Below are 25895 nucleotides of genomic sequence, written 5' to 3' on the forward strand. Positions count from 1 at the left end.
TATCCCTTAACCGCGTGGAGTCGCAGTGCTGGCGAGCTTGGGCGCGGTCGTTTCCGGCGCCACTTGCTCCAGGTTGCTGGCTTCAAGCGCTTGTCGTTGTTGGGCCAAGGCGGCGAGGGTTTCCTTGCTGGCCATCGGAATGGTTTCCGGCGCGACCGGTGAGCCGGGGCGCACACGCTGCAGGCCCTTGACGATCACGGTGTCGTCCTTGGTCAGGCCGCTGCGTACGATGCGCAAGCCTTCGATCTTGGGCCCCAATTCCACCGCGCGGTAAGCCGGCTTGTCGCCGTCCATCACCAGCACAAACTTCTTGCCCAGGTCGGTACCGACGGCTTCATCGTTGATCAGCACGGCGGAGTAGGTGCCGCTGCCGACCAGCTTCAAGCGCGCATACAGGCCAGGGGTGTATTCGCCCTTGCTGTTGTCAAACACCGCACGGCCACGGATGGTGCCGGTGGACGGGTTGACCTGGTTGTCGACGAAGTTCATCTGGCCCAGGTGCGGGTTGCCGGTTTCGTTGGACAGGCCCAGATACACCGGGGTGGTTGCGCCGCGACGGCCTTCACGGGCCAGTTCGGTGTACTTGAGGAACACACGCTCGTCGGCGTCGAAGTAGGCGTAGACCTTGTCGGTGGACACCACACTGGTCAGCGCAGTGGTGTCGGCGGTCACCAGGTTGCCGGCGGTGATTTCGGCACGGCTGACGCGGCCGCTGATCGGTGAAGTGACACGGGTAAAGCTCAAGTTCAGGCGGGCCAGGTCCAACTGCGCCTGGATCCCGGCCATGGCGGCGCGGGCCTCCTGGGCGGCGGTGGTGCGCGAGTCGGCCAGTTCAGCGGAGATCGCATTGCTCTGGCGCAGGCGTTCGCCGCGTTGCGCTTCGTTTTCGCTGCGGGTGGCGGCGGCTTTGGTCTGTGCAAGCTGGGCTTCCAGGCGGCGCACTTCGGCCTGGAACGGGCGCGGGTCGATCTGGAACAGCAGGTCGCCTTTCTTGACCAAAGCGCCTTCAGTAAAAGCGACTTGGTCAATCTGGCCGGACACCCGAGGACGAATTTGCACAGTTTCCGGGGCTTCCAGCCGTCCGGTAAATTCGTCCCACTCGTTGACCGGCTGTTCCAGTACCTTGGCCACGCTGACCTTGGCTGGGGGCATGGCGGCCGCTTGTTCGGGAGACTTGCCGCACGCGCTCATCACCACCACGGCCAGAATCGCCAGGGGGAAGCGCAAAAGTTTGAGTGACTGTTCCATGAGGTGCATCCGCCAATGTATTTGAGATGGGCGGATCATGCGCGGCGGGGTGCTATGTCACGAATCGAATGAAGCAAAGGTAACTATCATTCGGAATGATATAAGAGGGGAGTCAGCCCTCTAGCATGAGGGTTTCGTTAGGGAGCTATCAATAGCCTTGATGACAATAGACTGTTGCCTAAGGTGCATCGAATGCTTCACCCAGAAAGTCGATCAAGGCGCGCACCGACGGCATCAGCCCGCGCCGGGATGGAAATACCGCCGTGATAACGCCTTGCACGGGCTGCCACTCAGGCAGCAAGACAACCAGACGCCCCTCGGCGACATCCTCCTTGACCACCACCCACGGCAGGTTGGCGATGCCTACTCCCGCCAGTGTCGCGTTTTTCAAAGTCGGCACATCATCGCTGACCAGGCGCGGCGTGTGCTGGATTTGCGTCGTCGCACCATCCTGGCCGGTCAGCTCCCACACGTACTGAATCATCAGGTTGCCCCAGTGCACGGTGGGCAGCCCGGCAAGGTCGGCGGGTTGCGAGGGCAGGGCATAGTCCTGCAAAAAAGCCGCGCTCGCCACCAGCACCTGAGTACTTTTACCGAGCAGTTTCATCACCAGTTCACTGCTTTCCAGGGGGGGGAAACACAGGCTCAAGGCAAGGTCATAACCCTCGGCAATCACATCGACCTTACGGTTGAAGCTCTTCACATTCAGTTCGACGTTGCCGCATTGCGCCATGAATTGAGCCAGCATCGGCGCCACCCAATAGTTGAGCAGCGCGGTGGTGCAACTCAGGCGAATCAAGCCGCGAGGTTCTGATTTGTTGAAGGCCACCACATCTTCTGCCGACTCGGCCTCGGCAATCATCGCCACACAATGTCGATAATAGGCCTGGCCGATATCAGTAACCTGGAACTGGCGCGTCGAACGCTGTATCAGCCGCGCCCCAAGCCTTGCCTCAAGCTGACCGACTCTGCGACTCAGGGTCGATTTAGGCAGGTTCAACGCTCGGCCCGCCGCCGCAAAGCCGCCGTGCTCGACCACCTTGGCGTAAAGGAAGAGTTCGTTCAGGTCGAACATGGGCAGTGTTCCATTTTTGAGATGCCCTCAGCTTAATCCAACTCAGGCCCTACGTTGAGCGAATGTCAGCGCTTTCATCCGTGCGTCAGTTCAGTGTACGGCTGACCTCACGCAGGCGCGCGTCGCTCAGGTTGCCGGTGGACGCCAACAGGTGCAACTGGGCCATCAGGATCGCATAGCGTTGTTGGGCCAGGCGTTGTTGGGTATCGGTGACTTTCTGTTGGGCATCCAGTACGTCGGTGTTGATGCGGGAACCGGCTTCGAAGCCGTGGGTCACGGCGGCGAGGTTGATCTGGCTGGAGTTCAAGGCCTGCTTGAGTGCCTGATATTGGCTCATGCCGTTGGTGACTTGCAGGTAGGCCTGACGGGCCTTCATCCCGGCGTTGCGGCGTGCGTCTTCGACTTCGTCCGCTGCCTTGCTTTGCAGTGCATGGGCTTCGCGCACGCGACTGCTGGTGCGGCCACCGCTGTAGAGCGGAACGCTCAGTTTGACCCCGACCACGGTCTGGTTATAGCGATTTTCCGGTAACGTCACATCGTATACATCACCGCCGACAGAGGCGAAGCGGCCATGGGCGGCGATCAGATCAAGGGTGGGCAAATGGCCGGCCCGTTCCTTGTCGATGTCCATTTCGGCCAGGCGCTGGGCAATCTGCGCCGCCTGTACGGCGAGGTTGCCCTGTTGCGCGGTCGTGGCCCAATCATCGATGGCAGCGGGCACCGGGGCACTGAACTGCGGCTCTTTGCCTGACCAAGGCCCCGCCTGTGCGGCAGTCAATTGGGTGAGTGTTTCGTTGGCGATGTCCAATGCACCACGGGCGGCAATCTGTTCGGCGAATGCCTGGTCGTATTTGGCCTGAACCTGCGCGAGCGCGTTAGCGGTGGTAGCCCCGTCGGCCAGCAGTCGCTGGCTGCGCGTCTGGCTCTCGCGCAGGGTTTGTAGCTGTTGTGTGCGGGTGTTCAACAGTTCCTGATTGAGCAGCACGTCGAAATAAGCGCGGGCAACGCGCAGCATCAGCGCTTGGCGCGCCTGTTCAGTGTGCAGTTCACTGGCGCTGATCAACAGTTTGCTTTGGTCGTGGGCGATCACATTCTGCCAACGCAGCAGCGGCTGTGTGAGGACCACCGCGTAGGCGTTGGTGTTATTGCGATTGCGATGATAATCGGAAGAGTCCTCGGCATCGACCCAGGCCGCGCCACCGGTGACAGACAGGTCTGGCAGCAGGTTGGCACGGCTTTGCGGTTCCTTTTCTGCCGTGGCCAATTGCTGGGCCTGTGCGGCGGCGAACTGCATGTCGTGGGTCAGTGCCTTCTGGTACAGGTGGTACAAGTCATTTGCCGATACCTGGGTGGGCGCGCAGGCGAGTGCCAGCCAATACAGAGGCATGAGCAGCGGGGTGGTGTTGAGATGCAAACCTGGAATACGCAAGGGGTGTGCTCCACTGAAAGATTTATCGACTGATGTGGCTTCTGCGCATCATCAGCACCATGGGAATACCAATGGCCATTACCGCTCCCAAGGTGCCGAACAGCATGCTGAACGCCAGCATTTGCCCTTGTTCGCGCGCTTGCAGGTAAGGCATCAGGGCCAGGGCTTGTTGATGGCTCGCCAGGCCCAGGGAAAGAAACAGCGGGTCGGTTTCCACACCTCCCCAGCCGCTGGCAACCAGACTCGATTCGGTGACATGTTCGGAAAGCAGGCGGTAGCGTTCCCACGAGAACCGTGTGAGCAGGGTGGCTGCGATGGCGATACCCACGCTGCCCCCCAACTGGCGCATCAGGTTGAGCACGCCCGAAGCACCGGAGATCAATGTCAGCGGCAGGCGGCGCATCGCCAGGTTGGTCAGCGGCACAAAGATCATGCCCAGGCCCAGGCCGCGGATCACCAAGGGCCAGTACAGCGTGTCCGGGTTACTGTCGAGGGTGAACTGGGTGTGCAGGAACATGGCATAGCAGTACATGACGATGCCCAGCGTGACGAACACGCGCTCGTCGATCTTGTTTTCCTGGGACAGCTTGCCGATCACCAAGGTGCTGATGGCGCTGGCCACTGCCCCGGGGAAAATCACCAGCCCGCTCTGGTAAGCGCTCTGCGCCAGTAAGGTCTGCAAGAACAGCGGCACCATGAACAACGTGCTGTACAGCCCGAAGCCCACACAAAATGCACAGATGCATCCCATCAGGAACTCGCGATTCTGGAACAGTGCGACGTTAACGATTGGGTTGGCCACACGCCGCTCCCACCAGAAGAAGCCCACCAGGCTGAAGCTGCTGAGCAACAGGCAGGCTACGGTCCAGTTGGACGCCATCCAGTCCCAGTGTTCGCCGCGCTCCAGCAGGATCTGCAGGCTGCCGACGCCCAGAGCCAGCAAGCAGAAGCCGCTGTAGTCGACGCTGGAAGGTTTTTGTTCGTTGGGCGAGTCGTTGATACACAGCCAGCACAGCAACAAGGCCACGGCACCGATCGGCAAGTTGATCAAGAAGATCCAGTGCCACGACAAGGTGTCGATCAGGTAGCCGCCGACGGTCGGGCCGAGGGTTGGCCCCATCATCACCCCCACGCCGTACAACGCCATGCCGCTGCTGACTTTTTCCTTGGGGAACACGTCGTAGATGATGGCCTGGGAAATGCCCAGCAACCCGCCGCCCGCCAGGCCTTGCAGCACCCGAAACGCGACCAGTTGCCAGAGTTCGGCAGACATCGCGCAACCCAACGATGCCAGTACGAACAGCGCAGTAGAGACCAGGTAATAAGTACGCCGGCCGAACCACGCCGATAGCCAGCCACTGACCGGAAGAATCACCACGTTGGCCACCACATAACCGGTGGAGACCCAGGAGATTTCATCCACCGACGCCCCGTAGGTGCCCATCAGACTGGGAATCGCGACGTTGACGATGGTGACATCGAGCAGCTCCATCATCGAGACCAGCGTGACGGTAAACGCAATCAGGTAGGGCGACCTCATAGCGTCTGGCCGGAGTCGTCAGGTGCGGCCACTTCGACGAACGCGCTCATGCCCGGGCTCAACAGCGACTTGTAGTCATCCGGCACAGCGTTGAGCGCGATGCGCACCTGCACGCGCTGCACCACTTTGGTGAAGTTGCCCGTGGCATTCTCCTGGGGCAGCAATGAGAATTTCGCCCCGGTGGCCGGTGCCAGGCTTTCGACGACGCCGTCGAAGGCGTGCCCGGGGAAGGCGTCCACGGTAACTCGGGCGTTCTGGCCGACGCGCACGCGGCCCACCTGGGTCTCCTTGAAGTTGGCGGTAATCCACAGCGGTTCGGTGGCGATCAGGCTCATGAGCTTTTGGCCGGCGACCACAAACTGGCCAGGCTCCACTTCTTTTTTCGAGACAATGCTGCGCAACGGCGCGGTCTGGCGGGTGTCGTTGAGCTGGATCCTGGATTGTTCCAGCTCAGCTTGCGCGGCCGCGATCCGATAGTCCTGCACCTTGAGTTCGGCCTTGTTGGCCAAGGTGCTTTGGGCCGCGGCCTGGGCGTTGCTGCGCGCTACCCCCTGGGCATGGCTGAGGGCATCGAAACGCGCCTTGGCCACTTCCTGGTCCTGGGTGCTCAGCACGCCTTGAGCGCCGAGGCGACGGGCACGCTGGTAGTCGTTACGCGCTTGCTCAAGGTTGGCGCTCGCTTGAGCCAGGGCCGCTTGCGCGGCCTCGCGCATGGCCACTGCACCGAGCACCTGGCTGTCCAGCGCCCCCGGCACGCCTGCGCGCCCGGCGGCGGCGAGCAGCGCTTGCCACTGTGCTTCGCGCTGCTGCAGCTGGTAGCGGTATTCACTGTCGCGGATCTGAAACAGCAGGTCGCCGCTTTGTACTGTGACGTTGTCCACCACCGGCACACTGATCACCACGCCCGAGAGCTTGGCCCGTACCGGGATGATCACCCCGTCGAGTTCGGCGTTGTCGGTACTCACGTAGGTGCTGGAATACTGCCAGCGCTGCCAGCCCAGTATCAGCAACCCGCCGACCACGACGCCGCACAGCGTCAGTTTTATCAACTTGCCTTTGGTCATGTGGTACTCCCTGTCGATGCACGTTGAGGTCAAGCAGGCTCAGAAACGGTGTGGACCTCCCGCGCAGGACGGCTCACCGTCGGCTGAGCCTTGTCCAGCAGGAACTGATGCACGCCATTCCACAGGTCAATCCGTGAGTTGATTGCGGTTTTCGCACTCTCGACCATGTGCAGGTGTTGCGCGGGGCTGGTGACGATTTCGGCGATGATGCGTTTGGCCGCCGGGCCGTGATCGTCACCATCCATCTCGATGTGGCGCTTCAAGTAATACGTGAGCATCGGTACCTCGCTTTCACTGACCGACCATTGCGACAGCAGGCGACCAAACATGTCGGGGATAATGTCTTCACGCCCGAAGAAGAAGTACGCCAGGACCGCTTCGGTGCTGCCGTGTTGCGCAATATCGAGGGTCTGGCACATGAACACTTTGGCCGCCGTTGGAATCTCTCCGTGGTTGAGCGCCTTGGCCAGCGGAACCTTGGCCTGGATAGCGGCCAGGAAGCGGCGGAATACGCTGCTGTCGGCGCCGATTTCATCCATGGCCGCGAGGTACAGGTCCAGGTGGCTGATAAAACCGCCCTCGGGATGCTCGTCGGTCTCTTCACCGACCACGATTTCGTTGATCAGGCGGGCGGCGGTGATGTGTACCGGCGGTACCCAGGGCAACTCCACGCAGGTGAGGTCGCGCTGGATACGCTTGAGCAAGGTCATGAAGTCCCAGACGGCGAACACGTGAAATTCCATCAGGGTGCGCACGTCTTCTACGGTGCGGATACTGGCGAACAAGGGGTGACTGAACAGCTGCTCGCGCTCGGTTTCAATGTGGCTATCGATATCAAAAGGCATGCGTGCTCCTGCGGCCTGAAGGGTCAGGCAGAAAATCCAGCGGAAATTAAGGGTGTGTGTCGTTTACCGTGTTTGTACGGTAGGGGTGGCGCCCGGTGGCATACCGGAAAGACCGCACGAAGTGCTTTTCCAGCAGGTATTGCCGGTTTTCGTACCACCCCGCGTCCAGCAGTTGACGGTGTACCTTGGGCAGTCGCCAGCAAGGCACCGCGGGGTAAAAATGATGTTCCAGGTGAAAGTTCGAACCCGCGTGCAGCCAGGTGTTGAGGCGCGAAGTGCGTGAACGCGCTGGCGGCAAGTGCGGGCCTGCGTCGAAAGCATGTTCTTGATAGGCATTGACCGCCGACAGCATGAACGCCACCGCCAGGCTCAAGGAAAACCCCAGCAGCAACCCGTCGATGAGCCACATGGCCAGCCCATAAAGGCTGAGCCATACAACCTGACAGGCGATATTGCAGCGCGCCAGCCATTGCACCTGGGCTGAACTCAACGGCAGCGCCGAGGGATTGCCCAATGGCCCGAACGCCAGGCGCCAGGTGGTCTGCAGATAACGCAGGGTGGCGATCAAGCGCGACAGGGTGATGCGGCTTACCAGTGTGTGGTAACGCGAAAAGAGCCGGTAGTCCGGGTCCTTCGTGCTGTTGCTGTAACGGTGGTGTTGCCAATGGTCTACAAAGTAACCGGTCACACAGAACCCCGGCAGCAGCGAACTGGTGGCAATGCCCAGGTAGCAACTGCGCATGGGGTTCGCACTCAGGTTGAAGTGGAAACCTTCATGCCCAAGGATCGCTTGCAGAAATAACCCGTATCCCGCCAATACCACCAACGGCAAACACACCAGCGTCCACAGGGTGGAAGCTGTGGTCGTCACCCACACAAACAGTGCCAGTGGCAACAGGTACAGGCTCAAGGCGTAGGCGATGATCAGCAAGGACTCCCTCGGCCGGGCCTTGAACAAGGCGCGGTCGAGACGGACCTGGGGCTTGGGGTGCAGGTGGCTGGCCATTGGCGACGGCTTACTCGATCAGTTCAGGGTTGAGCACCAGGTGGCCGCCGCGCGTGAGCGTGCGCAGGCGCATGGCGATAAAGCCATCCACCACGCTCGGCACGCTGCGTGCGGTATACATGGCCAGCGTGCCCATGAATGTCAGCCCCCGGTTGCGCAGGCCATTTTTCCGGCAGGCACGTACCAGACCGTTCGCGGCGGCATCCAGCTTTTCTTCGAGGGACAGCAGGGTCTTGTCACCCCATTTGAAGGTCACCAGGCGTTTGACCGACAGGCCAACACGCTGCGCGGGCAAGTGGATCGCCGTGTCGATGAACCCCGGGTACACCGTGACCACGTCAAGTTCCCCGCGATACTGCATACGCAGCACATCCGAATAAGCGCTCAGCGCACGTTTGCTCGCAGCATAGGCGGCCACGTAGGGTGCATTCACCAGCGCGAACAGTGAGGACACGTTGACCACTTTGCCGCGCTTTCGCAGCAACCCCGGCAGGAACCCCGAAGTCAGTTGCCAAGGCGCGAACAGGTTGACATCCACCGCGCGGGTCACCTCATCGGTGACGCCGGTTTCGCCGCGTTCCAGCGTCAGGGTGCCGGCGTTATTGACCAGAATGTCGATGTCGCCGAAATCGGTGCTGATAGCGCTGATCACGTTGGCCACGGCGTGGCGGTCGCACAGGTCGACTTGATAAAACGCGTCCAGCAGACCGCTGTCTTGCGGTGCGAGAATATCCAGGCCAATCACGGTGGCGCCCAGTTGCTTGAGTTTGCAGGCCGCTGCGAAACCCAGGCCGCGCGCGGTGCCGGTGATAACAATGGTTTTTCCGAGCAGATTCATGAGTGCGCTCCGGTCATGCTGAAGGTTGATGCGGACAAGTAGGTGTCAAGGTTGGTCGCCATCGAGATCCTGGCCGGTGGATGAAATTGCAGACCGCGGCAGGCCATCAACCCGTTGGAGCTCAGGTTGCTGGTGATGAACGCCATCCCGCCCAACATGGCGTGAGCCTGGTCGGAGAGCTGGGCAAGGCGTTGCTCGATGCCGTAACGCACCAGCAGCAGACGGGCCAGCACGTTAGGCAAGTCCTGTGGGTTGCGCTCGATATCCAGGGCCGCGCCTTCCAGCGCGCTGATCGCCAATTGCAGGTCGGCTGCCAGGTCCACGCGGTGATGCGCGGTCCAGCGGGCGGCGTCTGTGACCGACTCGATCAGGCCGGCGCAGGCACCCACATAGGATGCGCAAATCAACAGTTCGAACCAGATAAAACCCACGGTTTGCACGTCGCCCAGCTGGTGGGTGTAACCGGCGGAAAACACCATGCGCTCGGGTACCAGCACTTCGTTGAGGCGCACTTCGATGCTTTCAGCGCCGGCCAAGGCGCTGTTCTGCCAGAAGGGATTACGGCTGATGCCCGGCGCAGTGGCCGGAATCAATGCGACCATCAGCTCTTCGCCGCCAGGGGTTTGGCGGATATAGCTGGCGGTGAGCAAGTCCATCGACTGTCCGAGGCAGCAGGGCTTCTTGCTGCCGCTGAGTAACACCCCCTCTGGGGTGTGCACCGCTTGCATGGCCGAGTCGAGAATGCCCGCTCCGCTGGTGCCCTCGGCAAACCCCGAAGACAGCAACAAGCGTTTTTGCGCGACGGCAGCCAGCAGCAGGCCTTCGGCGCCGCCACCGTTCTGCGTGAGTGCCAATAAGCTCGCCACGGAAAACTGGTGCATGGTGCTGGCCACTGCCAGCGAGGGCGAGCGGGCCCCCAGGGCGATCTGCACATGCACCGCGTCGAGGATATTCGCGCCCAGCCCGCCGGCTTCGCGGTTGACCAGCAAACCCACCGGGCCATGTTGCTTGAACAGGGCGATGACCTCGCTCTGTGGCGCCTCACGCTGGGCCGGAGGAATGGCCGCCAGACGCTCGTCAAAACCAGGGGCGTAGCGTTGAAGCAGATCGCGTGAGCGATTCAGTAACGACAGTGACATGGTTCAGGCCTTCAAGTAGCTCGCCGGAAACAGGCCGGTGATGATCGAGTGAATGTTGTCCCGGATGGCTTGTTTGGCCACAGGGTCGAGCATGTCCGCGAGCATCGGCAGGCCCAGGTCGAAGCGCGATTTGAAGGAGATGATCGCGTCCTTGCCGTCCGGCAAGACGTGCCAGGTGCCGGAGAAGTGATCGACGTCGCCGGCCATCTGCTCGAAATGAATTTCCCGGGTGTCGGCATTGAAGGTGTCACGCTCCTGCCACTTGAGAATGCCGCTGTGGAAGTTGACCTCCCAGGACGTAAACGACACCTGGTCGCTGACCTTGTTGATGCTGATATCGCGCACCGACTCGCAGAGCTCGACGTAATTGCTGAAATCGCTGATCACCGCAAATACTTCATCAGCGCAGGCATGGGGAATATGGGCCTGCACGTTGACTTCTTGCATGGGGGAAAACTCCATTTAAAGGGATGGCATCGAAGTGGTCAGTGCCTGGGTGAAGCCTTCGATCAACCAGTTGCAATCCTGGGCCGTCAGCAATGGCGACGGCGTGAGCCTTATCACCCGGTGATCATTGAGCGAGTGGCACACAATGATGCGCTGCTCGATCAGGGCCATGACCATATTGGCGGCGATTGAGGCCTCGGCGAACTCAAAGCCCAACAGCAAACCTGCACTGCGCAGTTGCACACGTTCGGCCCAACCTCTTTGTTGCAACAGCGCGCTGAAGCGGGCGTGCAGGTCCTGGCCCAGTAACCGGGCACGCGCGACCAGGTCTTCTTGCACCATCACTTGCAGCGTGGCCTGCACGGCCGCCATGGCCAGCGGGTTGGCGCCGAAGGTCGAGGTGTGGACCGTAGGGTTGCGATTGAACGGCGCATAGATCGTGGCGCTGGCGACCATGGCGCTCACCGGTACGCAGCCGCCGGACAGGCTTTTACCCACCAGCATGATGTCGGGCACCACCTGTTCCTGGTCACAGCCCCACCAATAGCCGGTGCGGCCCAGGCCAGATTGGATCTCGTCGATAATCAGCACGGCGCCATACTGATTGCACAGCTCGCGCACACGCCTGAGGTAACCCGATGGCGGCAGAATGACTCCCGCTTCGGCCTGGATCGGTTCGAGGATCACGCAGGCCTTGTCCGGCGATGCGCGTAGTTGCTGCTCAAGTGCGACGCTGTCGCCAAACGGCACGAACTCGCTGTCGCTGAGCAACCCATTGAAGGGTTCTCGGTAGCTCTCGCGGCCGGTGACGGCGAGGGCGCCGAGGGTCTTGCCGTGGAACCCCCCGAAGGTCGACAGCGTACGACGGCAACCGTTGAGGCGCGCGAGCTTCAAGCCGGCTTCGGTGGCCTCGGCGCCTGAATTGCAAAAGAACACATAGTCCAGGTCACCCGGGCACTGCGCTGCCAGGGCGCGTGCGGCAAAGGCCTGTTGCGGGTTGAGCAACAACTTGCAGGCCAAAGCGTTTTGCTGCAGTTGCCGGGTAACCGCTTCCACGACGACCGGGTGGCCATGGCCGAGGAAAAACACGCCATAGCCGCCTGCATCCAGGTATTGACGGCCTTGCTCGTCGTAGATATAGACGCCACGGCTGGATTGCTCGATCGGCAGGTTCATCAGCGAAGCGAGGCGTGCGTAGCCCGAGTTGACGTGTTGACGCAGGTATTGGTCGACCTGTGCGGCGTCGAGGGTGGGTTCGATGACTGTCGGGTTCATGCCACGCTCACTTCTGTGGTCGGTGTCACCGGCTGCTTGAGCATGCGCGTCAGAGCCCCCAGCTTGGGTGCCAGGTGGTTGAGCGACAGCAGCAACTCGCGGCCAACATCACGCTGGCTGAACGCCGGCTCACCGAGTAACTGCGGCAATGAAGTGGGCAGTGGCGTGCGCAGGCAGGCATAGCGGCACAACTGGGTGGCACGGGTCAGGGCAGCCTGGATATTGCCGCTCAGCGCCGGCAGAAATACCGGGCGGATCAACCGTTCGTAAATATCCGGCGCCATGCAGCGTGGCCGTGTGAAGGGTTGCATCTGGGCTTCCATGGATTGGCACATCAGGTCCAGCAGCCCCGTCAGATCCAGAGCCTGTGGGCCGCTGGTGAGAAAGTAGTCGTCGCCGATCAAACGCTGGTGCAGCGCGTTGGCAATCGCTCGGGCCGCGACGTCACGGGCGATCAGGTCGACATAGCCAGCAGGCGGGCAGGGTACGATGGGCAGTACGCCAGACATCATCAGCCCCATGGTCATATGGAAACCCTGAAAGTTGGGCATATGCCCGGTGCTGGCGTCACCGATAATGATGGACGGACGAAAGATCGACACATCGATGCCAGCCGAGCGCACCAGGGTTTCGGCCTGGCGCTTGGCGACTTCGTATGGCGTTTCCGGTTGCACGCCTTCGTAATAGTCGCAAGGGTGGGTAAAGGCGGTGCTGATGTGATACAGCGGCACCTTGGCTTGCTGCACGAAGGCCACGACGTTTTCGGTGCCGAGGTAGTTCACCGAAAAGATCTGATCGATATCGCCGTCCAGGCGCGTCACTGCCGCGGCGTGGATCACCCAGTCGACACGCTCAACCAGCGCCGCATAAACGTCGCTGGCCAAGCCTAGGTCAACGCTGCAAATATCACCCTTGAGCACTTCCACTCGGGGATCGCGGATACGGCTTTTGCGCGCCAGGCAGACCAGGTGAAAGTCCTCTGCCAGGCAGTCGATCAGTGACTCACCGAGCACCCCTGAGCCTCCAGTGAGAAGGACGGTTAGTTTTTGCTGTGCTGACATGTAGGGCGCATCCTGCGGATTCATCGAAAGAATTCATGGTGCGTTTCGCCGAATTGCAGGCACAGATGCCCCGGGCGAACACTCTTCTATTCACTTTCGGTGGCGCTGAGGTGCTCTGGGAGGAGGTGATCAGCGCTTAACGTTGTCGCGAATAAGATGCGATCGATATTGGCGTTTTGATATCAGTGCGTCTTGAACGAAACGCTTGTCTTACGCAAAACCTCAGCGGCGGTGCGCGGCGTCATGCCAATCATGCGGCGCATCATGCGAGCCAGATGCGCCTGGTCGGAGAAACCGCCGTCGGCGGCCGCGTCCGATAAAGTCGAACCGCCGGCCAGGGATTTGGAGGCCCGTTCCAATTTGTTCCAGATGATCCACTGGGAGAGGGAAACACCCATCTGGTGGGTGGCGACGCAGCGCAACCGGGGGCTGGACAACCCCACCGCCTGGGCAGCGCGACTGACGCAACCTGGGCCGTCGCGGTCCAGGCGCAAAATATTCAGGGCTTTGTGGAGCCTATGGTCGATCGGCGGGGTAATTGCCAGCAAACGCGATAGGGCGTCGACAAAGTGCGACAGGGATGTGCTACGGCGAAAGCACGCCAGCAGTTCATCACTGGCCAGGGCGATTCCATCGTCCTGGAGCAACGCATTGAGTGCACGGCCCAACGCCGTGTCCGGGCTGACATATAAAAACGCTACCGGATGACTCTCCGCCACGGCACGGTGTTCGACGTTGGGACCGATGATCACACCTGCCGCACGGAGCACCCTTCCGGGCAACTCAAGGGTGGCGGGGTGACCTACGCCGATGCACAGTTGGATGGCGACATGGGAGTGAGCAGTGTTTTGATCCGCACGGCCAATGTAGCCGGCCCACGAGTCGCCAAAGGTAACGCTGCCATCCCACATTTGAAGTCTTCCTTGACGTGTTGGGTGATTGTTCGACGCGTGCAGGGTAGGCCTGCGCAGGGCTGGATTCAAGCGCGGCGCTGGGTCGCTGTCTTTTCGTTGCACAGCGAGTGCATATCAAGCCGACTCTTGCTAGAGGCTATCCGGATCGCCGAAAAACATCTGAATCCGCGACCTCAACCACCGCTCCCCCGGATCATTATCCTGCGACCCCCGCCATGCCATATGCAGCTCAAACGAGCGCACGGGCAGCGGCGGGTCTTCGGCGCGCAACCCTCCCGCCGCGGTCAACGCTTCAGCCGCATAATCCGGCACTGTGGCCAGAATGTCGGTACCCGCCAGCAACGTGCCCAGCCCGTTGAACTGCGGCACGGCCAGTACTACGTGGCGTTTGCGGTCGAGTTTCTCCAGCTCTTCATCAATAAACCCGCTCAGGTCGCCGGCGAATGACACCAATGCATGGGGGCGTGAGCAGAAGTCGTCCAGGCTCAGCGAGCCGGGCACGCTGTCGGCGCGCAGCAGTTTTGGCAGGCTGCGCCGCAGTACCTTGCGTTTGGCATTGGCCGGCAGGTCGGCGGTGTAGCTGACGCCGATGGAGATTTCACCGGAGGCGAGCAGACTGGGCATCAGGATGTAATTGACGCGGCGTACCACCAGCACAATGCCGGGAGCTTCGGAACGCAGGCGTTTGAGCAATTGCGGAAGCAGGGCAAATTCCACGTCATCGGACAGGCCGATGCGGAACACGGCGGTGCTGGTGGCCGGGTCGAATTCGGCGGCGCGGCTGACGGCGGTGGAAATCGAGTCCAGGGCCGGGGAGAGCAGGGCGAAGATTTCTACGGCGCGGGCCGAGGGTTCCATGCTGCGCCCGGTGCGCACGAACAGCGGGTCATCGAACAGCCCACGCAGGCGCGACAAGGCCGCGCTGATGGCCGGCTGGCCGAGGAACAATTTCTCGGCGGCGCGGGTCACACTGCGCTCATGCATCAAGGTTTCGAATACGATCAAGAGGTTAAGGTCGACACGACGCAGGTCGTTACGGTTCATCTTGTGTCCTGGAAGAGTCTGCAAACTTGATGTGAGCGGTCACACAGGAACCCATAAGGTCCTATTCAGAAGCATGACCGGCATGAATCTTACGGGGAAAGGCTGGTACTCTGCACCGGCTAATTGATTTTTCCTACGATAGTTGAGGTCTGCTCCTCCTTCGCGGAATCAATGACAGGCATGTCGACTATTAATGGCGACCGGTGGTCTTACCTGGAAAGCCCAGATAAAGTTCATGGCATTAGAGGTTACTTTGACGAGGTTTGCGATGTCCCGCACGATCCGTTTTCACAAGTTTGGTCCGGCCGAGGTGCTCAAATGCGAAGAGCATGCAGCCGCGCAGCCCGCACCGGGCGAAGTGCAGGTGCGTGTCGAGGCAATTGGCATCAGCTGGTACGACATTCTGTGGCGCCAGAACCTGGCGTCTTCCCATGCGCGCTTGCCTTCGGGCCTTGGTCATGAAATGGCCGGTGTTGTTGTCGCCCTCGGTGAGGGCGTGGATGACTTGGCAGTGGGCGATAAGGTGGCCAGTTTTCCGGCCGAGAGCCCCAATGATTACCCGGTGTACGGCGAGCTAATAGTCCTGCCCCGTTCGGCCCTGACCCGTTACCCGGATGTGTTGAGCCCGATTGAAGCCAGCGTGCACTACACGCCGTTGCTGATTGCCTACTTTGCCTACATGGATCTGGCGCGGGTCAAACCGGGGCAGTTTGCCTTGGTGACCGATGCCAGCCATTGTTCCGGCCCATCGTTTGTACAACTGGGCAAGGCCTTGGGTGTGCGGGTGATCGCCGCTACCAAAGACAGTGCCGAGCGCGAATACCTGCTGTCCCTTGGGGCAGAAAAAGTCATCGTCACCGAAGAACAAGACCTGCTCATGCAGATCAACAAGTTCACCGATAACCGTGGCGTGGACGTGGTATTCGATGGCCTGGGTGGCCCGCAGATGTCGCTGCTCGGTGATGTGCTGGCACCGCGTGGCAGCCTGGTGCTGTATGGCCTGCAAGGCGGCAACCAGACGCCGTTCCCGGCCTGTGCGGCGTTCCAGAAGAACATTCAGTTCTTCGTGCACTGTATCGGCAACTTCACGGGCAAGCCGGAACTGGGCATCATCCAGGACCAGGTGGCAGTGCAGCGCGCCTTGCGTGAGATCAACCAACTGACGGCCGACCGGGTGCTGGTCCCACTGAAAACCACGGTGTTTCCGTTCGGTAAGTTCGTCGAAGCACATCGATACATGGACGAATGCCCGTGTCGCGAGCGTGTGGCGTTGCAGGTTGAAGCTGTTTGAGCTGTAGGAGTATTCGTAAATGAATACGTTGGCGTCTGAGCCTATGAGGCAAATGCGCCATTTGACAGGGCTTAACCCGCATCGGGGTTGAGCCGCCGCGAGGGTGTTGCGCCCTGCAAACAATACCTTTTTTCCTTACGCCGCCCTGAATTCCAGCGCGGCGCTGTTGCGTGCGCGCCAAAAAAGTTCGGTCGCCTGCCCATCTGAACTGCTTTCAGGCGTTGTTCTGTATCTGTTAATCATTATTTGAGTGCCGATAATTGTGTCTTCGCTGTCATCTCAAGGATTGAGCAATGATTGAATACCTGACATTAACGTCTCGCACCTCTGAAACTAGCGATGCACGGGTCGCCTTCTCGAAAGTGCAAAACAAATACGCAGTCGCTTTACCTGAGCCAACAATGAGCGGGTAACTAATATGCGTCGGACGTTTCCTTAGTTGCTTAGTTAAAGTGGTGTAGGGCGTTGTCGGAATATTCCTAAGGCATGCGGCCAGCCGCGCTGGAAGCCGTGCACGCCCACGACTCAGCATCGGTGGCGCCATTGACTGCTCCGGTGAGCGGTCCTGCGATTTTGTTGCAGGGTGCTAATGTTGAATCAACCTCGCACGATGCAACTGACGACAAACTTATAGATGTAATGGGTCGAGCAATGACAATTGATAATTGCTTGAAGCTAATATTTCAATTCAGGTAGTAGAACGATGAGCGCTATTCATGAGCAAGCCATGAACTATGTTTACCAGCAAGTTCTGCAACGGTTGGTCGGGCACTTTACCCGTGACGAACGTACCGCACTGCAACTGTTGATCCAGCGAATTGTGGTAGCGGCCGGTGGCATGGAACAAGTAGGCAACTACAAAGTGCTGATTGCTCACGGCGGGGGTGAGGTCAGCAGCTACACCCTGGCGCTGTTGCGTGCGGCGCAACTGAGCATCGCCGGGCGTGCACCCAAGACTTTTCATCTGCGCGTGGCAACGTTGCGGCATCCGGGTATGACTCAGGCAACGCTTGATTCACTGCACCAGGGCTATGGCGCGTTGTTCTTCCATGATGATTCTCGGGTTGAACTGCTGATGGTCGAAAACCATGAAGTACTGCCCTTTAATCATCAGCGCCCGGCGTCCAGTGCCGGGCGTGAAGTCAGCCAGCGCAATATGCTGATGATAGGGCACCTGACGTCCGGGGACATTCGCGCCATCCTGCGCAACGACACGTATCTGGCCCTTGGCGATTTCTATCAGCGGGTTGCTACCTGGAACGGCGGTGTGCACGCAGTGGTCAGCGGCGATTCGGTGCGCAAGCAAAGCCAATACATCGCGTGGCTGAAGAAAAATGCCCTGGCAACCGGTCTCGCGTTCGCGCCCGGCAAGCCGACATCGCTCAACGGGTTGTTTGCACGCATGGAAGAATGGAGCGTCGGCTGCTACCGCGACCTCTATGGCGAGCACTACGCGGGCACCGAGAACCCAGGCCGGGGCGGGCACCGGCATTTGGCCTACATCGGTATTGCCGACCTGCTCGACGATGTCGACGTCGCGCGCGCGCCGCTGCTTACGGAGTTTCTGGCTCACAAGCGCGACCCGTTCGAGTTCCAGTTCAGCCACCCAGCCTATCCAAACCCATTGCTCATGGCACATATGTACGGCTTGCAGGCCCAATGCCTGCGTGAGCTCTCCTATGAGCACGGTGTCGAAGGTTTTGTTCGTCACGCGGCAGACTACATGCTGCGCAGACGCGTCCCCATTGAGTTGATCACCGAGGCGTCCAGCCCGGATGGGCGGGTATTGTCGACCACCTACGCCCAGGCGTTTTTTGGTCTGGATGAAAGTCAGTTGACTTGCCTGCTGTTCGCGCCTTTCGTTCAGCATGGCGAACGGCTGGAGGGCTTCTTGCGTCAATGCCATCCCGGCATGTTGGTGGCACTGCCCGAACTGCACAAGGCGCTGCAGGGCAAGCCTGCTGCGGACATGTTGCATCAGTGGCTGGTAGACACCAGTGGTTTGCCGCTGGCCTTATTGCAGCATTTGTATCGCAAGCGAACATTGCCGGCTGCGCACGGCTCTCGCATCCACAAACAACTGTTTAGCCGGCCCGAGGCCCGGATCGCCCAAGTGTCGGGGCGCTAGCACCGTGCATTGGCGTATAGATGCCGGTGAGCGGCGATGAACCTGAGGGGAGAGCGGCAGGCAGACTTTGCCTATCAGGCGGTGTACCGCTACATGATCAACCTGATCAACGAAGTCAGCCTGGAAACGCCGGTCAAGTTGCCGTCGTTGCGTCAGTTGTCGACACGCATGAACGTGTCGATCTCGACGATTCAGTACGCTTACTCTTTGCTGGAAAAGGAAGGGCGGGTCTACTCGGTGGCCAAGTCTGGCTATTTCGCCTGGCCTGTGGCGACAAACCCGCCGGTCATGGCGGGCGCCGACCTGCTTGAGCGGCTGTATGCGGCGGCGCGACGCCCGACCATGGTTGTGCTCAGTGGTGATGAGCCGGCGTTGTTGGGGTCACTGGATGGCGCTTTGCTTGCGCTGGAGCGCCAGCTGGTGCGCAGGTATCCACACCACCTGCAACCGTCGCAACCTTCTGGCGTATGGGAATTACGGGCGGCATTGGCGGCCCGTTATACCTCGTCGCCTAGCCATTGCTGGCAGGCCGACGAGGTGTATATCGGCGCCGATCTTCAGGGCGTACTGCAAATCCTGATCGACACGCTTGGCCTCGAGGGTACGGTGGTGCTGGCTGAATCGCCCTGCGATTACCTGGTCTTGCGCCTGTTACAAAGCGCTGGCGTGCGGGTTATCGAACTGCCCTGGCACGCCGATGGCAGCTTCGACTTGGCCACGTTCGAGCACCTGCTCAAGCACGAACCGGTGCACCTTGTGCTGCTGTCCTCCGTGGTCAGCATGCCCTCGGGTAACGCGCTGACGCTACCTGAACGGCTGCAAGTAGCGCATTTGCTGGAGCGGCACGCCTGTTGGTTGCTGGAGAACGACACGTTTGGTGAGCTGAGCTTCGTGTCGTCGCAAACGGCTTTGCGCAACCTGGTCAACCCGCAGCGGCTGATTGTGTTTTCTTCGTTCGAAAAGGTGTTGGGGCCAGAAGCGCCGTTTGGGTACCTACTGACGCAGCAAATGGGCAGTGAGTTGCAGCGCCAGTTTTTGCTGCGCTCATTTCGACTTTCATCCATTCGGCAACGCGCCATTGCTCGGCTATATGAGAGCGGGCGGTTGGATCAGCACCTGCAGACGTTATGCCAGCGCCTCCAGGAACAGGCGCAAGCCATGAGCCATCGGTTGGATGTGCATATGCAAGGGCGTGTGAGTTATCGAATGCCTATGGCCGGGGCAAGTTTCTGGTTGCAGTCGGTGGTGCCGGTGGATATGCGTCTGGTGTTCCAGCGCATGCTCGCCCAGCAGGTCGTGATTGCGCCGGGGGAGTTGTTCAGCCTCTCAGGCTTGCATCACCAGCATATGCGCTTGAGTCATACGTTCAGCGGCCACCCCAATCTGGATATTGTCCTGAATGCGCTGGCTCAGGCGCTGCTCCAGGCACAGACCGATTAATGTGTGAAACTTCTCTCCGAATTGTGGGATCGATAACATCGCTCAGTAGTCCAACTCTGAGTAAACTGTCATTTTTTCCGAATCCTTATTTTCCGAGGTTTATGCATGACTATCAGTCCTTTTGCGGGCAAACCGGCGCCGGCTCAGTTGCTGGTGGATATCCCGCGACTGGTCACGGCCTATTACACCGGCCAGCCTGATGCAGCAATCTCTACCCAGCGTGTAGCCTTTGGTACCTCCGGGCACCGAGGCAGTTCGTTCGAGCTGAGCTTCAATGAATGGCATGTGCTGGCGATCAGCCAGGCGATCTGCCTGTACCGTGAAGCCCAAGGCATCACAGGGCCGTTGTTCGTTGGCCTGGATACCCATGCATTGTCCACGCCGGCCGGTGCCAGTGCCCTGGAGGTGCTCGCTGCCAATGGCTTGCACGTCATGCTGGCTGAGGGCGATGAGTACACACCGACCCCGGCGATTTCCCACGCCATCATTTGCTACAACCGCGGCCGCACCAGCGGCCTGGCGGACGGCATTGTGATCACCCCGTCGCACAATCCGCCGCAGAGTGGCGGCTACAAGTACAACCCGCCCAATGGCGGCCCGGCCGATACCCACGTCACCAAGTGGATCGAAGCCAAAGCCAATGAACTGCTAGCCAACAAGCTTGCTGGGGTCAAGCGCATCACCCATGCCCAGGCGCTCAAGGCGGACACCACTCATCGCCATGACTACCTCAACAGCTATGTGGCCGACCTGATCAATGTGATCGATATGGACGCGATCCGCAGTGCTGATCTGCGCCTGGGCGTTGATCCCTTGGGCGGGGCGGGGGTGCGCTACTGGTCGGCAATCGCCGAGCACTACCGCCTGAACCTGGAGGTGGTGAACACCGAAGTGGATTCCACCTTCCGCTTCATGAGCGTGGACTGGGATGGACAGATCCGCATGGACCCATCCTCCAGCTACGCCATGCAGAGCCTCATTGGTCTCAAGGAACGTTTTGACGTGGCGTTTGCCTGTGACCCGGATCATGACCGTCACGGTATCGTCACGCCCTCCGGCGGCCTGTTGGCGCCGAACAACTACCTGGCGGTGTCCATCGATTACCTGTTCCAGAACCGTCCTGATTGGCGAGCCGATGCTGCGGTGGGCAAGACCGTGGTCAGCAGTGGCCTGATCGATCGCGTGGCTGCACGTATGGGCCGGCGCCTGTATGAAGTGCCGGTGGGCTTCAAATGGTTTGCCGATGGCTTGTTCGAAGGCTCGTTGGGTTTTGGCGGCGAAGAAAGCGCTGGTGCTTCGTTCCTGCGCAAGGACGGCACGGTCTGGAGCACTGACAAGGACGGCCTGATCCCGGCCTTGCTCGCAGCGGAAATGACCTCGCGCAAGGGCCAGGATCCCAGCCAGATCTACCGCGGCCTGACCGATGCACTCGGCGAACCGTTTGCCATTCGCGTGGATGCCAAGGCGACCCCGGCGCAGAAAGCCCTGCTGGGCAAGCTGTCGCCGGAGCAGGTGACGTCCACCCAATTGGCCGGCGAGAGCATCCAGCAGATCCTCAGCCATGCCCCGGGCAATAACCAGGCGATTGGCGGCTTGAAGGTCATGACTGAAAACGGCTGGTTTGCTGCGCGGCCATCGGGTACCGAGGACATCTACAAGATCTACGCCGAGAGCTTTATCGGCGAAGAACACCTCAAGCAGCTGGTGGAAGAGGCGCAGGTGCTGGTGGACGGCGCAATTTCCCAGTAACGGTGTAGGAGGGGGCTTGCCCCCGATAGCGGTGGGTCAGTCACAGATGTGTTGACTGGCATAACCTCATCGGGAGCAAACTCCCTCCCACATTAGATAGCAGCATGATGCAAGATCAGGCCAGGTCGACCAGCACGATCTCGCTGTCCTCGATCGCCGTCACCCGCAACACTTGCTCATCCTCAACGGCCACGCCGTCTCGCGCCTGTGCGCGCAAACCATTGACTTCAATTACGCCGGTTGCCGGCACCAGGTACGCCCGGCGTCCGTTGTCCAGCCGGTATTCGGCGCTTTCCCCAGCTTTCAGGTTTGCCGCCACCAAGCGTGCATCGGCACGAATGCGCAGGCTTTCACTGTCGCCAGCCTTGCCGCTGGCCAGCGTCACAAAGCCTTCACGATTACCTTGCGGAAACGGCTTGGCACCCCAGGACGGTGGCAAGCCGGCCTCATTCGGGATGATCCAGATCTGGAAGATCTTGGTCGGGGTGGCCTCCAGGTTGTACTCGCTGTGGGCGATCCCGGTACCAGCGCTCATCACCTGTACATCGCCCGCCTCGGTGCGGCCTTTGTTGCCCAGGTTATCGGCATGGCTGATTGCGCCTTCGCGTACGTAGGTGATGATTTCCATGTCGCGGTGCGGGTGCTGGGGGAAACCGCTGCCAGGCGCGATGATGTCGTCGTTCCATACCCGCAAATTGCCCCAGTGCATACGCTCGGGGTCGTGGTATTCGGCGAATGAAAAGTGGTGATGGGCGTCGAGCCAGCCATGATGGGCGCCGCCGAGGGTGTTGAAAGGTCGAAGTTCAAGCATGATCGTCTCCTGGGAATGAGCCCATCATCCAGCAGCGCATGATCGATAAAAAGCGTAAAAAATGCCTGATTCCTATCCATCAATTCGATCATTTAAACCTGCTTCAACTTTCACTTCATCGCCTAACTACATGACCGTAAAGCAATTGGCTGGAACTGAGCGTCGATTCCGGCGACCATGGCGGCCTTGTCAAAGCCAAGCTCATCGCAGGAGTCCGCGTGCCGCAACAAAAGCCTGATCTGCCCCCTGAACTGCGCCCCTTGGCTGAAATGCCGTTATTGAAGCGGCTGGCCGCTCGCCTGTTCGGCCATGGTCTCACCCGTTTGCGCGCGCAGCACCGGTTTTCCTGGCTGCATGGCCAGGCCGACGGTTTTCGCAATGGGCATGAAGCCGGTGTGGAATATGGGTATCGCGAGGGTAAGGCCGATGGTCTTGAAGAGGGCCGGCAAGTCCTGTTGATTCGCGACTTTCGCCCTGATGAGCACCGAGCGCCCGGTGTGGATGACAGCCTGTTCGACGATTGGCGATTGCCGCTCACCGCCGATGTGAAGAAGCGCATGAAGGCGGATGTGGCGCGCCTGCTGCCAGCCCACGCGCAGCCGAGCACAGCGCAGTGGAAGATGATCTTCAGCGACACGCCCTCGACCTCGGTGATTGCGGGCGCCGGCGCAGGTAAATCGACCTCCCTGGTGTTGCGTATCCTGTTGCTCACCCATTACCTGGGTTTTGAGTTGAGTTCGATGACCGTGGTGACGTTCACCCGCGAGTCGCGCAAGGACTTCATCAACAAGCTCATGGAGATTCTGAGCCTGTGGGGCCAACCCCTTGACCTGAAACAAGCCCAGGCGGTGGTGCGTACGTTTCACTCGCGCATCCTGCCGATGGTGCGCAGCCTGCCGGGTTTTGAACGGCTGCAAGCCTTTGAAAACCTCAGTGGCGGCTTCGAAGACGCCGATAGCAATGCCTTCGATCTACGTATCAGTGATGCCCAGCGCCAACATATGAACGCCTGTTATCACCGTTTGCAGGGGCATCATGCGCGTTTTCGCGAGTTGATTGCGCCGCTGGCTCGCCAGGGCCTGCAGCTCAAGGAGCTTGAGCGCGATCATCCGGACGTGCAAAAGCGCATGGCCGTGACCGAGTTGGCGGCCAAACGTGATGAAGAACTCTGCGACGTGATCGAGGACCTGTGGTTCCGCGCGGGCGCCTGGCCGATCAAAGGCATCGAACCCAGCCGTCAGACTTTTGAAATCAACGGTGCCAAGTTTCATTGTCACGGCTATATCCCGCAGTTGGATGCCTGGGTCGTATTGGGTTTCGATGCGCGGGAAAACGCGGGGATCAGCCGCCCAAACTCAAAACTATCGGTGCGCGCAGAGTGGGCGGTAAAGCGCACCCTGTTTCAAGCTTTCTGCCATAAGCCGTTGATATGGCTTGATAACTACGATTCATCCAAGCGCCTTTTAAGCAGTCTGGCCGGCGAAGCCACGGCCGGGCCGGGCTTTGATTACAAGGTCAAGGGTGAACTCGCCTCGGCCCCGCTGCTGGACAGTTTTGTCATGGCGGCCGGGTTTATCGAGAACCTCGGGCTGGACGTACCGACGGCCGTGGGCCAGATGAGCTTCGCCAAGGATGACCCGGATCGGTTGTTCTTCGAGGCCTTGAGCATTTTCTGGAAGGCCCTGGAAGACCACCTGCTCGATCAATCACCGCCGATCATGACCTACAACCGAATGTTTTCCCTGTTTGGCGAAAATACCCCGGAGAACCTCAAGCTGCTCAGTGATCCCTTGCTGCGGCCGATGTCACACCTGATGATCGACGAATTCCAGGATGTATCGCCGCAGATTGTCTCGTGGATCCGTGCCACGCTGCGGGAAATCCGCAGTCGCGGCCCGGCCATGCACGTCGGGCGTGGGGCGCAACGCTCATCCTTGCTGTGTGTCGGCGATGACTGGCAGTCGATTTATGGCTGGCGCGGCAGTTCGCCCAAGTACTTCATGGAGTTCAACCAGGAATTTGTCGCACCGAGCACCACTCGCGTGATGCTGGGCGAGAACTACCGCAGCCACCAACACATCATCGACGCGGCCGAGCATATCGTGCGCACCGCACCGGCCATCCCCGGCAAGAAGGCCAAGGCCAGTGGCGAGTCCAAGGCGTTGGTGCCGGTTACCGTGCTGGAGCGCGACGACGCGGCGCTCGGCCGGCGGTTGCTGGAGCATTATCAACGCGGGGATACGGTCTTGATGCTTTATCGAAAAAGCAGCGATAAGTTGCTGATTCAAGAGCATATTCAGTCTGTTGTTAATGTGGATTCTAGCTTGCCGATCCACGAGCGCCGTCTGAAACAGCTCACTTACCACAGCGCCAAGGGCCTGCAGGCCGATGCAGTATTTCTGCTTGGGGACTGCCAGCATCTCACCAGCTCGCCCTACAAAAACCAGGTCTACCGCATGGCGGGCTTGGGCAAGGAAGGTGACAGCGAGCCGTACGACAATGCGCAAAAGGACGAAATACTACGACTGGCCTACGTCGGTATTACCCGAGCGGTCAGCCACTGCTACTGGTATGTGGAAAAGTCGGAGGGCCAGGGTGTAAACGTGCCCAGGGCATCCGAGCGGGTGGATGGCAAGAAAGCGTTTTTCGACGATCAGCGCTGAACCTTCATCTGACACACAGCAAAATGTGGGAGGGGCTTGTCCCCTCCCGCATCAGGTAATCGGCGGCTGACAAATACTATTCAGGCCCGCAACGACAACGGCGGCACAAAACACTCCAGCTCATCCTCCACGGCCTCGATAATGCGCTCCACATCAGCGGCGTTCATCACTGTGGCGCAAGGTATGCCGGCGATGGCGATCAATGTTTCACCGCTGGCGCGGTCGAACAGGCGGGCGATCATGCTGCCGGGGGCATCCATACTCCCCTCGAAGCCCATCGGATGAAAATGCCAGCGCATCAACTGGCACGCATTGGGAAAAGTCACTTTGTTCATGTTGCCCACCTTGTTCATTGAGCGCTTCCTTTAGCTCGCGGCAGGGGTCAGGACCTTCGTTGGTCAAGACGGCGAAGAACTTAAAAATAGCATTCGTTCGCAAGTACAAGGTGAGTTTTTCGGCCCCGTTCGGCGGTTCTTTTACCTGATTTTGATGTGGATCATGTCCTACAGCAGATTAGGCAAAAGGCCATTACTTCGAATGGTCGTCTGGCCATTGTGGGGGGCGGGTAGATTTAGGCAATCTCAAGCATTTTGTTCGCTGTGCTGGCGCAGGATTCGACTTGCTCCCGATGGCGGCCTCAGGGCCGACCAGGGTGCTGGATCAGCCGAGTACATATCCGTTGTTTGGGTAACGGCCACTATTGGTTCCGCTTTTACAGCGGGTCACTTTCGAAAAGCGCGAAAGTAACCAAAGCGCTCTTGCCCCACCACTCGGCACCTCGCTTAGGCTCGGTGTGCCCGTAATCCGCCATGGATTTGGGGGGCCGCCGCCACGCGCCATCCATGGCGCGGGGCGGCTAAACCGGCATCCCTGCCGGTTTACCCCCCA

At 60.0% G+C, this 25895-nt stretch carries 21 protein-coding genes; 5 read left to right on the plus strand and 16 right to left on the minus strand.

Annotated elements, in window-relative coordinates; genetic code table 11:
- Positions 1-6 precede the first annotated feature (6 nt).
- The 14 genes from mexE to J1G33_RS14425 all read right to left on the minus strand — a co-directional run bounded on the left by mexE (position 7) and on the right by J1G33_RS14425 (position 14925).
- A complete protein-coding gene (gene mexE / locus J1G33_RS14360; protein ID WP_078821430.1) occupies positions 7-1248 on the minus strand; it encodes a multidrug efflux RND transporter periplasmic adaptor subunit MexE in 1242 nt (413 codons plus the stop codon).
- 178 nt (positions 1249-1426) lie between these two features.
- On the minus strand, positions 1427-2323 hold the full coding sequence (locus J1G33_RS14365; protein ID WP_032875145.1) for a LysR substrate-binding domain-containing protein: 897 nt from the start codon (positions 2321-2323) through the stop codon (positions 1427-1429).
- A gap of 85 nt (positions 2324-2408) precedes the next feature.
- Positions 2409-3752, minus strand: coding sequence for a TolC family outer membrane protein (locus J1G33_RS14370; RefSeq protein WP_223018262.1), 1344 nt, complete (start codon positions 3750-3752; stop codon positions 2409-2411).
- Positions 3753-3774: 22 nt separating this feature from the next.
- On the minus strand, positions 3775-5292 hold the full coding sequence (locus tag J1G33_RS14375) for a DHA2 family efflux MFS transporter permease subunit (protein WP_148853193.1): 1518 nt from the start codon (positions 5290-5292) through the stop codon (positions 3775-3777).
- Positions 5289-6356 carry an HlyD family secretion protein gene (locus J1G33_RS14380; RefSeq protein WP_223018263.1) on the minus strand — a complete coding sequence of 356 codons (1068 nt, stop codon included), beginning with the start codon at positions 6354-6356 and terminating at the stop codon, positions 5289-5291. Before J1G33_RS14380 ends, J1G33_RS14375 begins: the two co-directional genes overlap by 4 nt.
- A 29-nt stretch (positions 6357-6385) precedes the next feature.
- A complete protein-coding gene (locus J1G33_RS14385) occupies positions 6386-7201 on the minus strand; it encodes a DUF3050 domain-containing protein (protein ID WP_032875157.1) in 816 nt (271 codons plus the stop codon).
- A gap of 46 nt (positions 7202-7247) precedes the next feature.
- Positions 7248-8207, minus strand: a complete 960-nt coding sequence (locus tag J1G33_RS14390) for a fatty acid desaturase (protein ID WP_032875159.1) — start codon at positions 8205-8207, stop codon at positions 7248-7250.
- 10 nt (positions 8208-8217) lie between these two features.
- Positions 8218-9045, minus strand: coding sequence for an SDR family NAD(P)-dependent oxidoreductase (locus J1G33_RS14395; RefSeq protein WP_078821404.1), 828 nt, complete (start codon positions 9043-9045; stop codon positions 8218-8220).
- A complete protein-coding gene (locus J1G33_RS14400; protein WP_032875165.1) occupies positions 9042-10184 on the minus strand; it encodes an acyl-CoA dehydrogenase family protein in 1143 nt (380 codons plus the stop codon). Before J1G33_RS14400 ends, J1G33_RS14395 begins: the two co-directional genes overlap by 4 nt.
- A gap of 3 nt (positions 10185-10187) precedes the next feature.
- Positions 10188-10631: an SRPBCC family protein gene (locus tag J1G33_RS14405; protein ID WP_032875168.1), complete on the minus strand. Its 444-nt coding sequence runs from the start codon at positions 10629-10631 to the stop codon at positions 10188-10190.
- Between the two features lie 15 nt (positions 10632-10646).
- Positions 10647-11906: an aminotransferase class III-fold pyridoxal phosphate-dependent enzyme gene (locus J1G33_RS14410; protein WP_223018264.1), complete on the minus strand. Its 1260-nt coding sequence runs from the start codon at positions 11904-11906 to the stop codon at positions 10647-10649.
- Positions 11903-12967, minus strand: a complete 1065-nt coding sequence (locus tag J1G33_RS14415; protein ID WP_223018265.1) for an SDR family oxidoreductase — start codon at positions 12965-12967, stop codon at positions 11903-11905. The genes J1G33_RS14410 and J1G33_RS14415 overlap by 4 nt, the downstream gene beginning before the upstream one ends.
- A gap of 182 nt (positions 12968-13149) precedes the next feature.
- On the minus strand, positions 13150-13878 hold the full coding sequence (locus J1G33_RS14420) for an AraC family transcriptional regulator (protein ID WP_223018266.1): 729 nt from the start codon (positions 13876-13878) through the stop codon (positions 13150-13152).
- A 132-nt stretch (positions 13879-14010) separates the two neighbouring features.
- On the minus strand, positions 14011-14925 hold the full coding sequence (locus tag J1G33_RS14425) for a LysR family transcriptional regulator (protein ID WP_078821402.1): 915 nt from the start codon (positions 14923-14925) through the stop codon (positions 14011-14013).
- A 268-nt stretch (positions 14926-15193) separates the two neighbouring features.
- Here J1G33_RS14425 and J1G33_RS14430 point away from each other — a divergent pair, with 268 nt between their 5' ends.
- From J1G33_RS14430 to pgm, 4 genes are all read left to right on the plus strand, one after another.
- Entirely contained in the window at positions 15194-16216 is a 1023-nt protein-coding gene (locus tag J1G33_RS14430; protein WP_223018267.1) for a zinc-dependent alcohol dehydrogenase family protein, read from the plus strand.
- 703 nt (positions 16217-16919) lie between these two features.
- Positions 16920-18344, plus strand: coding sequence for a hypothetical protein (locus tag J1G33_RS14435; protein WP_177327387.1), 1425 nt, complete (start codon positions 16920-16922; stop codon positions 18342-18344).
- Between the two features lie 36 nt (positions 18345-18380).
- Positions 18381-19784, plus strand: coding sequence for a PLP-dependent aminotransferase family protein (locus tag J1G33_RS14440; RefSeq protein ID WP_223018268.1), 1404 nt, complete (start codon positions 18381-18383; stop codon positions 19782-19784).
- A 105-nt stretch (positions 19785-19889) separates the two neighbouring features.
- Entirely contained in the window at positions 19890-21533 is a 1644-nt protein-coding gene (pgm, locus tag J1G33_RS14445) for a phosphoglucomutase (alpha-D-glucose-1,6-bisphosphate-dependent) (RefSeq protein ID WP_223018269.1), read from the plus strand.
- A gap of 115 nt (positions 21534-21648) precedes the next feature.
- Here the strand turns inward: pgm and J1G33_RS14450 are convergent, their stop codons facing one another.
- Positions 21649-22344, minus strand: coding sequence for a pirin family protein (locus J1G33_RS14450; protein WP_032875247.1), 696 nt, complete (start codon positions 22342-22344; stop codon positions 21649-21651).
- Positions 22345-22562: 218 nt separating this feature from the next.
- Here J1G33_RS14450 and J1G33_RS14455 point away from each other — a divergent pair, with 218 nt between their 5' ends.
- Positions 22563-25007 (plus strand): UvrD-helicase domain-containing protein, encoded by a 2445-nt coding sequence (locus J1G33_RS14455; protein ID WP_223018270.1) that lies wholly within the window; start codon positions 22563-22565, stop codon positions 25005-25007.
- A gap of 80 nt (positions 25008-25087) precedes the next feature.
- On the opposite strand, the gene J1G33_RS14460 is transcribed toward J1G33_RS14455, so the two are convergent.
- On the minus strand, positions 25088-25360 hold the full coding sequence (locus J1G33_RS14460; protein WP_005788459.1) for a DUF1652 domain-containing protein: 273 nt from the start codon (positions 25358-25360) through the stop codon (positions 25088-25090).
- Positions 25361-25895 lie beyond the last annotated feature (535 nt).

Source organism: Pseudomonas sp. P867, from assembly GCF_019891455.1.
Taxonomy (GTDB): Bacteria; Pseudomonadota; Gammaproteobacteria; order Pseudomonadales; family Pseudomonadaceae; genus Aquipseudomonas; species Aquipseudomonas synxantha_A.

Bases quoted from the DNA above. Each gene is read 5' to 3' on its own strand.
- mexE (WP_078821430.1), bottom strand. From the start codon at position 1,248: ATGGAACAGTCACTCAAACTTTTGCGCTTCCCCCTGGCGATTCTGGCC.
- J1G33_RS14365 (WP_032875145.1), bottom strand. From the start codon at position 2,323: ATGTTCGACCTGAACGAACTCTTCCTTTACGCCAAGGTGGTCGAGCAC.
- J1G33_RS14375 (WP_148853193.1), bottom strand. From the start codon at position 5,292: ATGAGGTCGCCCTACCTGATTGCGTTTACCGTCACGCTGGTCTCGATG.
- J1G33_RS14380 (WP_223018263.1), bottom strand. From the start codon at position 6,356: ATGACCAAAGGCAAGTTGATAAAACTGACGCTGTGCGGCGTCGTGGTC.
- J1G33_RS14385 (WP_032875157.1), bottom strand. From the start codon at position 7,201: ATGCCTTTTGATATCGATAGCCACATTGAAACCGAGCGCGAGCAGCTG.
- J1G33_RS14390 (WP_032875159.1), bottom strand. From the start codon at position 8,207: ATGGCCAGCCACCTGCACCCCAAGCCCCAGGTCCGTCTCGACCGCGCC.
- J1G33_RS14395 (WP_078821404.1), bottom strand. From the start codon at position 9,045: ATGAATCTGCTCGGAAAAACCATTGTTATCACCGGCACCGCGCGCGGC.
- J1G33_RS14400 (WP_032875165.1), bottom strand. From the start codon at position 10,184: ATGTCACTGTCGTTACTGAATCGCTCACGCGATCTGCTTCAACGCTAC.
- J1G33_RS14405 (WP_032875168.1), bottom strand. From the start codon at position 10,631: ATGCAAGAAGTCAACGTGCAGGCCCATATTCCCCATGCCTGCGCTGAT.
- J1G33_RS14410 (WP_223018264.1), bottom strand. From the start codon at position 11,906: ATGAACCCGACAGTCATCGAACCCACCCTCGACGCCGCACAGGTCGAC.
- J1G33_RS14415 (WP_223018265.1), bottom strand. From the start codon at position 12,967: ATGTCAGCACAGCAAAAACTAACCGTCCTTCTCACTGGAGGCTCAGGG.
- J1G33_RS14420 (WP_223018266.1), bottom strand. From the start codon at position 13,878: ATGTGGGATGGCAGCGTTACCTTTGGCGACTCGTGGGCCGGCTACATT.
- J1G33_RS14425 (WP_078821402.1), bottom strand. From the start codon at position 14,925: ATGAACCGTAACGACCTGCGTCGTGTCGACCTTAACCTCTTGATCGTA.
- J1G33_RS14430 (WP_223018267.1), top strand. From the start codon at position 15,194: ATGTCCCGCACGATCCGTTTTCACAAGTTTGGTCCGGCCGAGGTGCTC.
- J1G33_RS14435 (WP_177327387.1), top strand. From the start codon at position 16,920: ATGAGCGCTATTCATGAGCAAGCCATGAACTATGTTTACCAGCAAGTT.
- J1G33_RS14440 (WP_223018268.1), top strand. From the start codon at position 18,381: ATGAACCTGAGGGGAGAGCGGCAGGCAGACTTTGCCTATCAGGCGGTG.
- pgm (WP_223018269.1), top strand. From the start codon at position 19,890: ATGACTATCAGTCCTTTTGCGGGCAAACCGGCGCCGGCTCAGTTGCTG.
- J1G33_RS14450 (WP_032875247.1), bottom strand. From the start codon at position 22,344: ATGCTTGAACTTCGACCTTTCAACACCCTCGGCGGCGCCCATCATGGC.
- J1G33_RS14460 (WP_005788459.1), bottom strand. From the start codon at position 25,360: ATGAACAAGGTGGGCAACATGAACAAAGTGACTTTTCCCAATGCGTGC.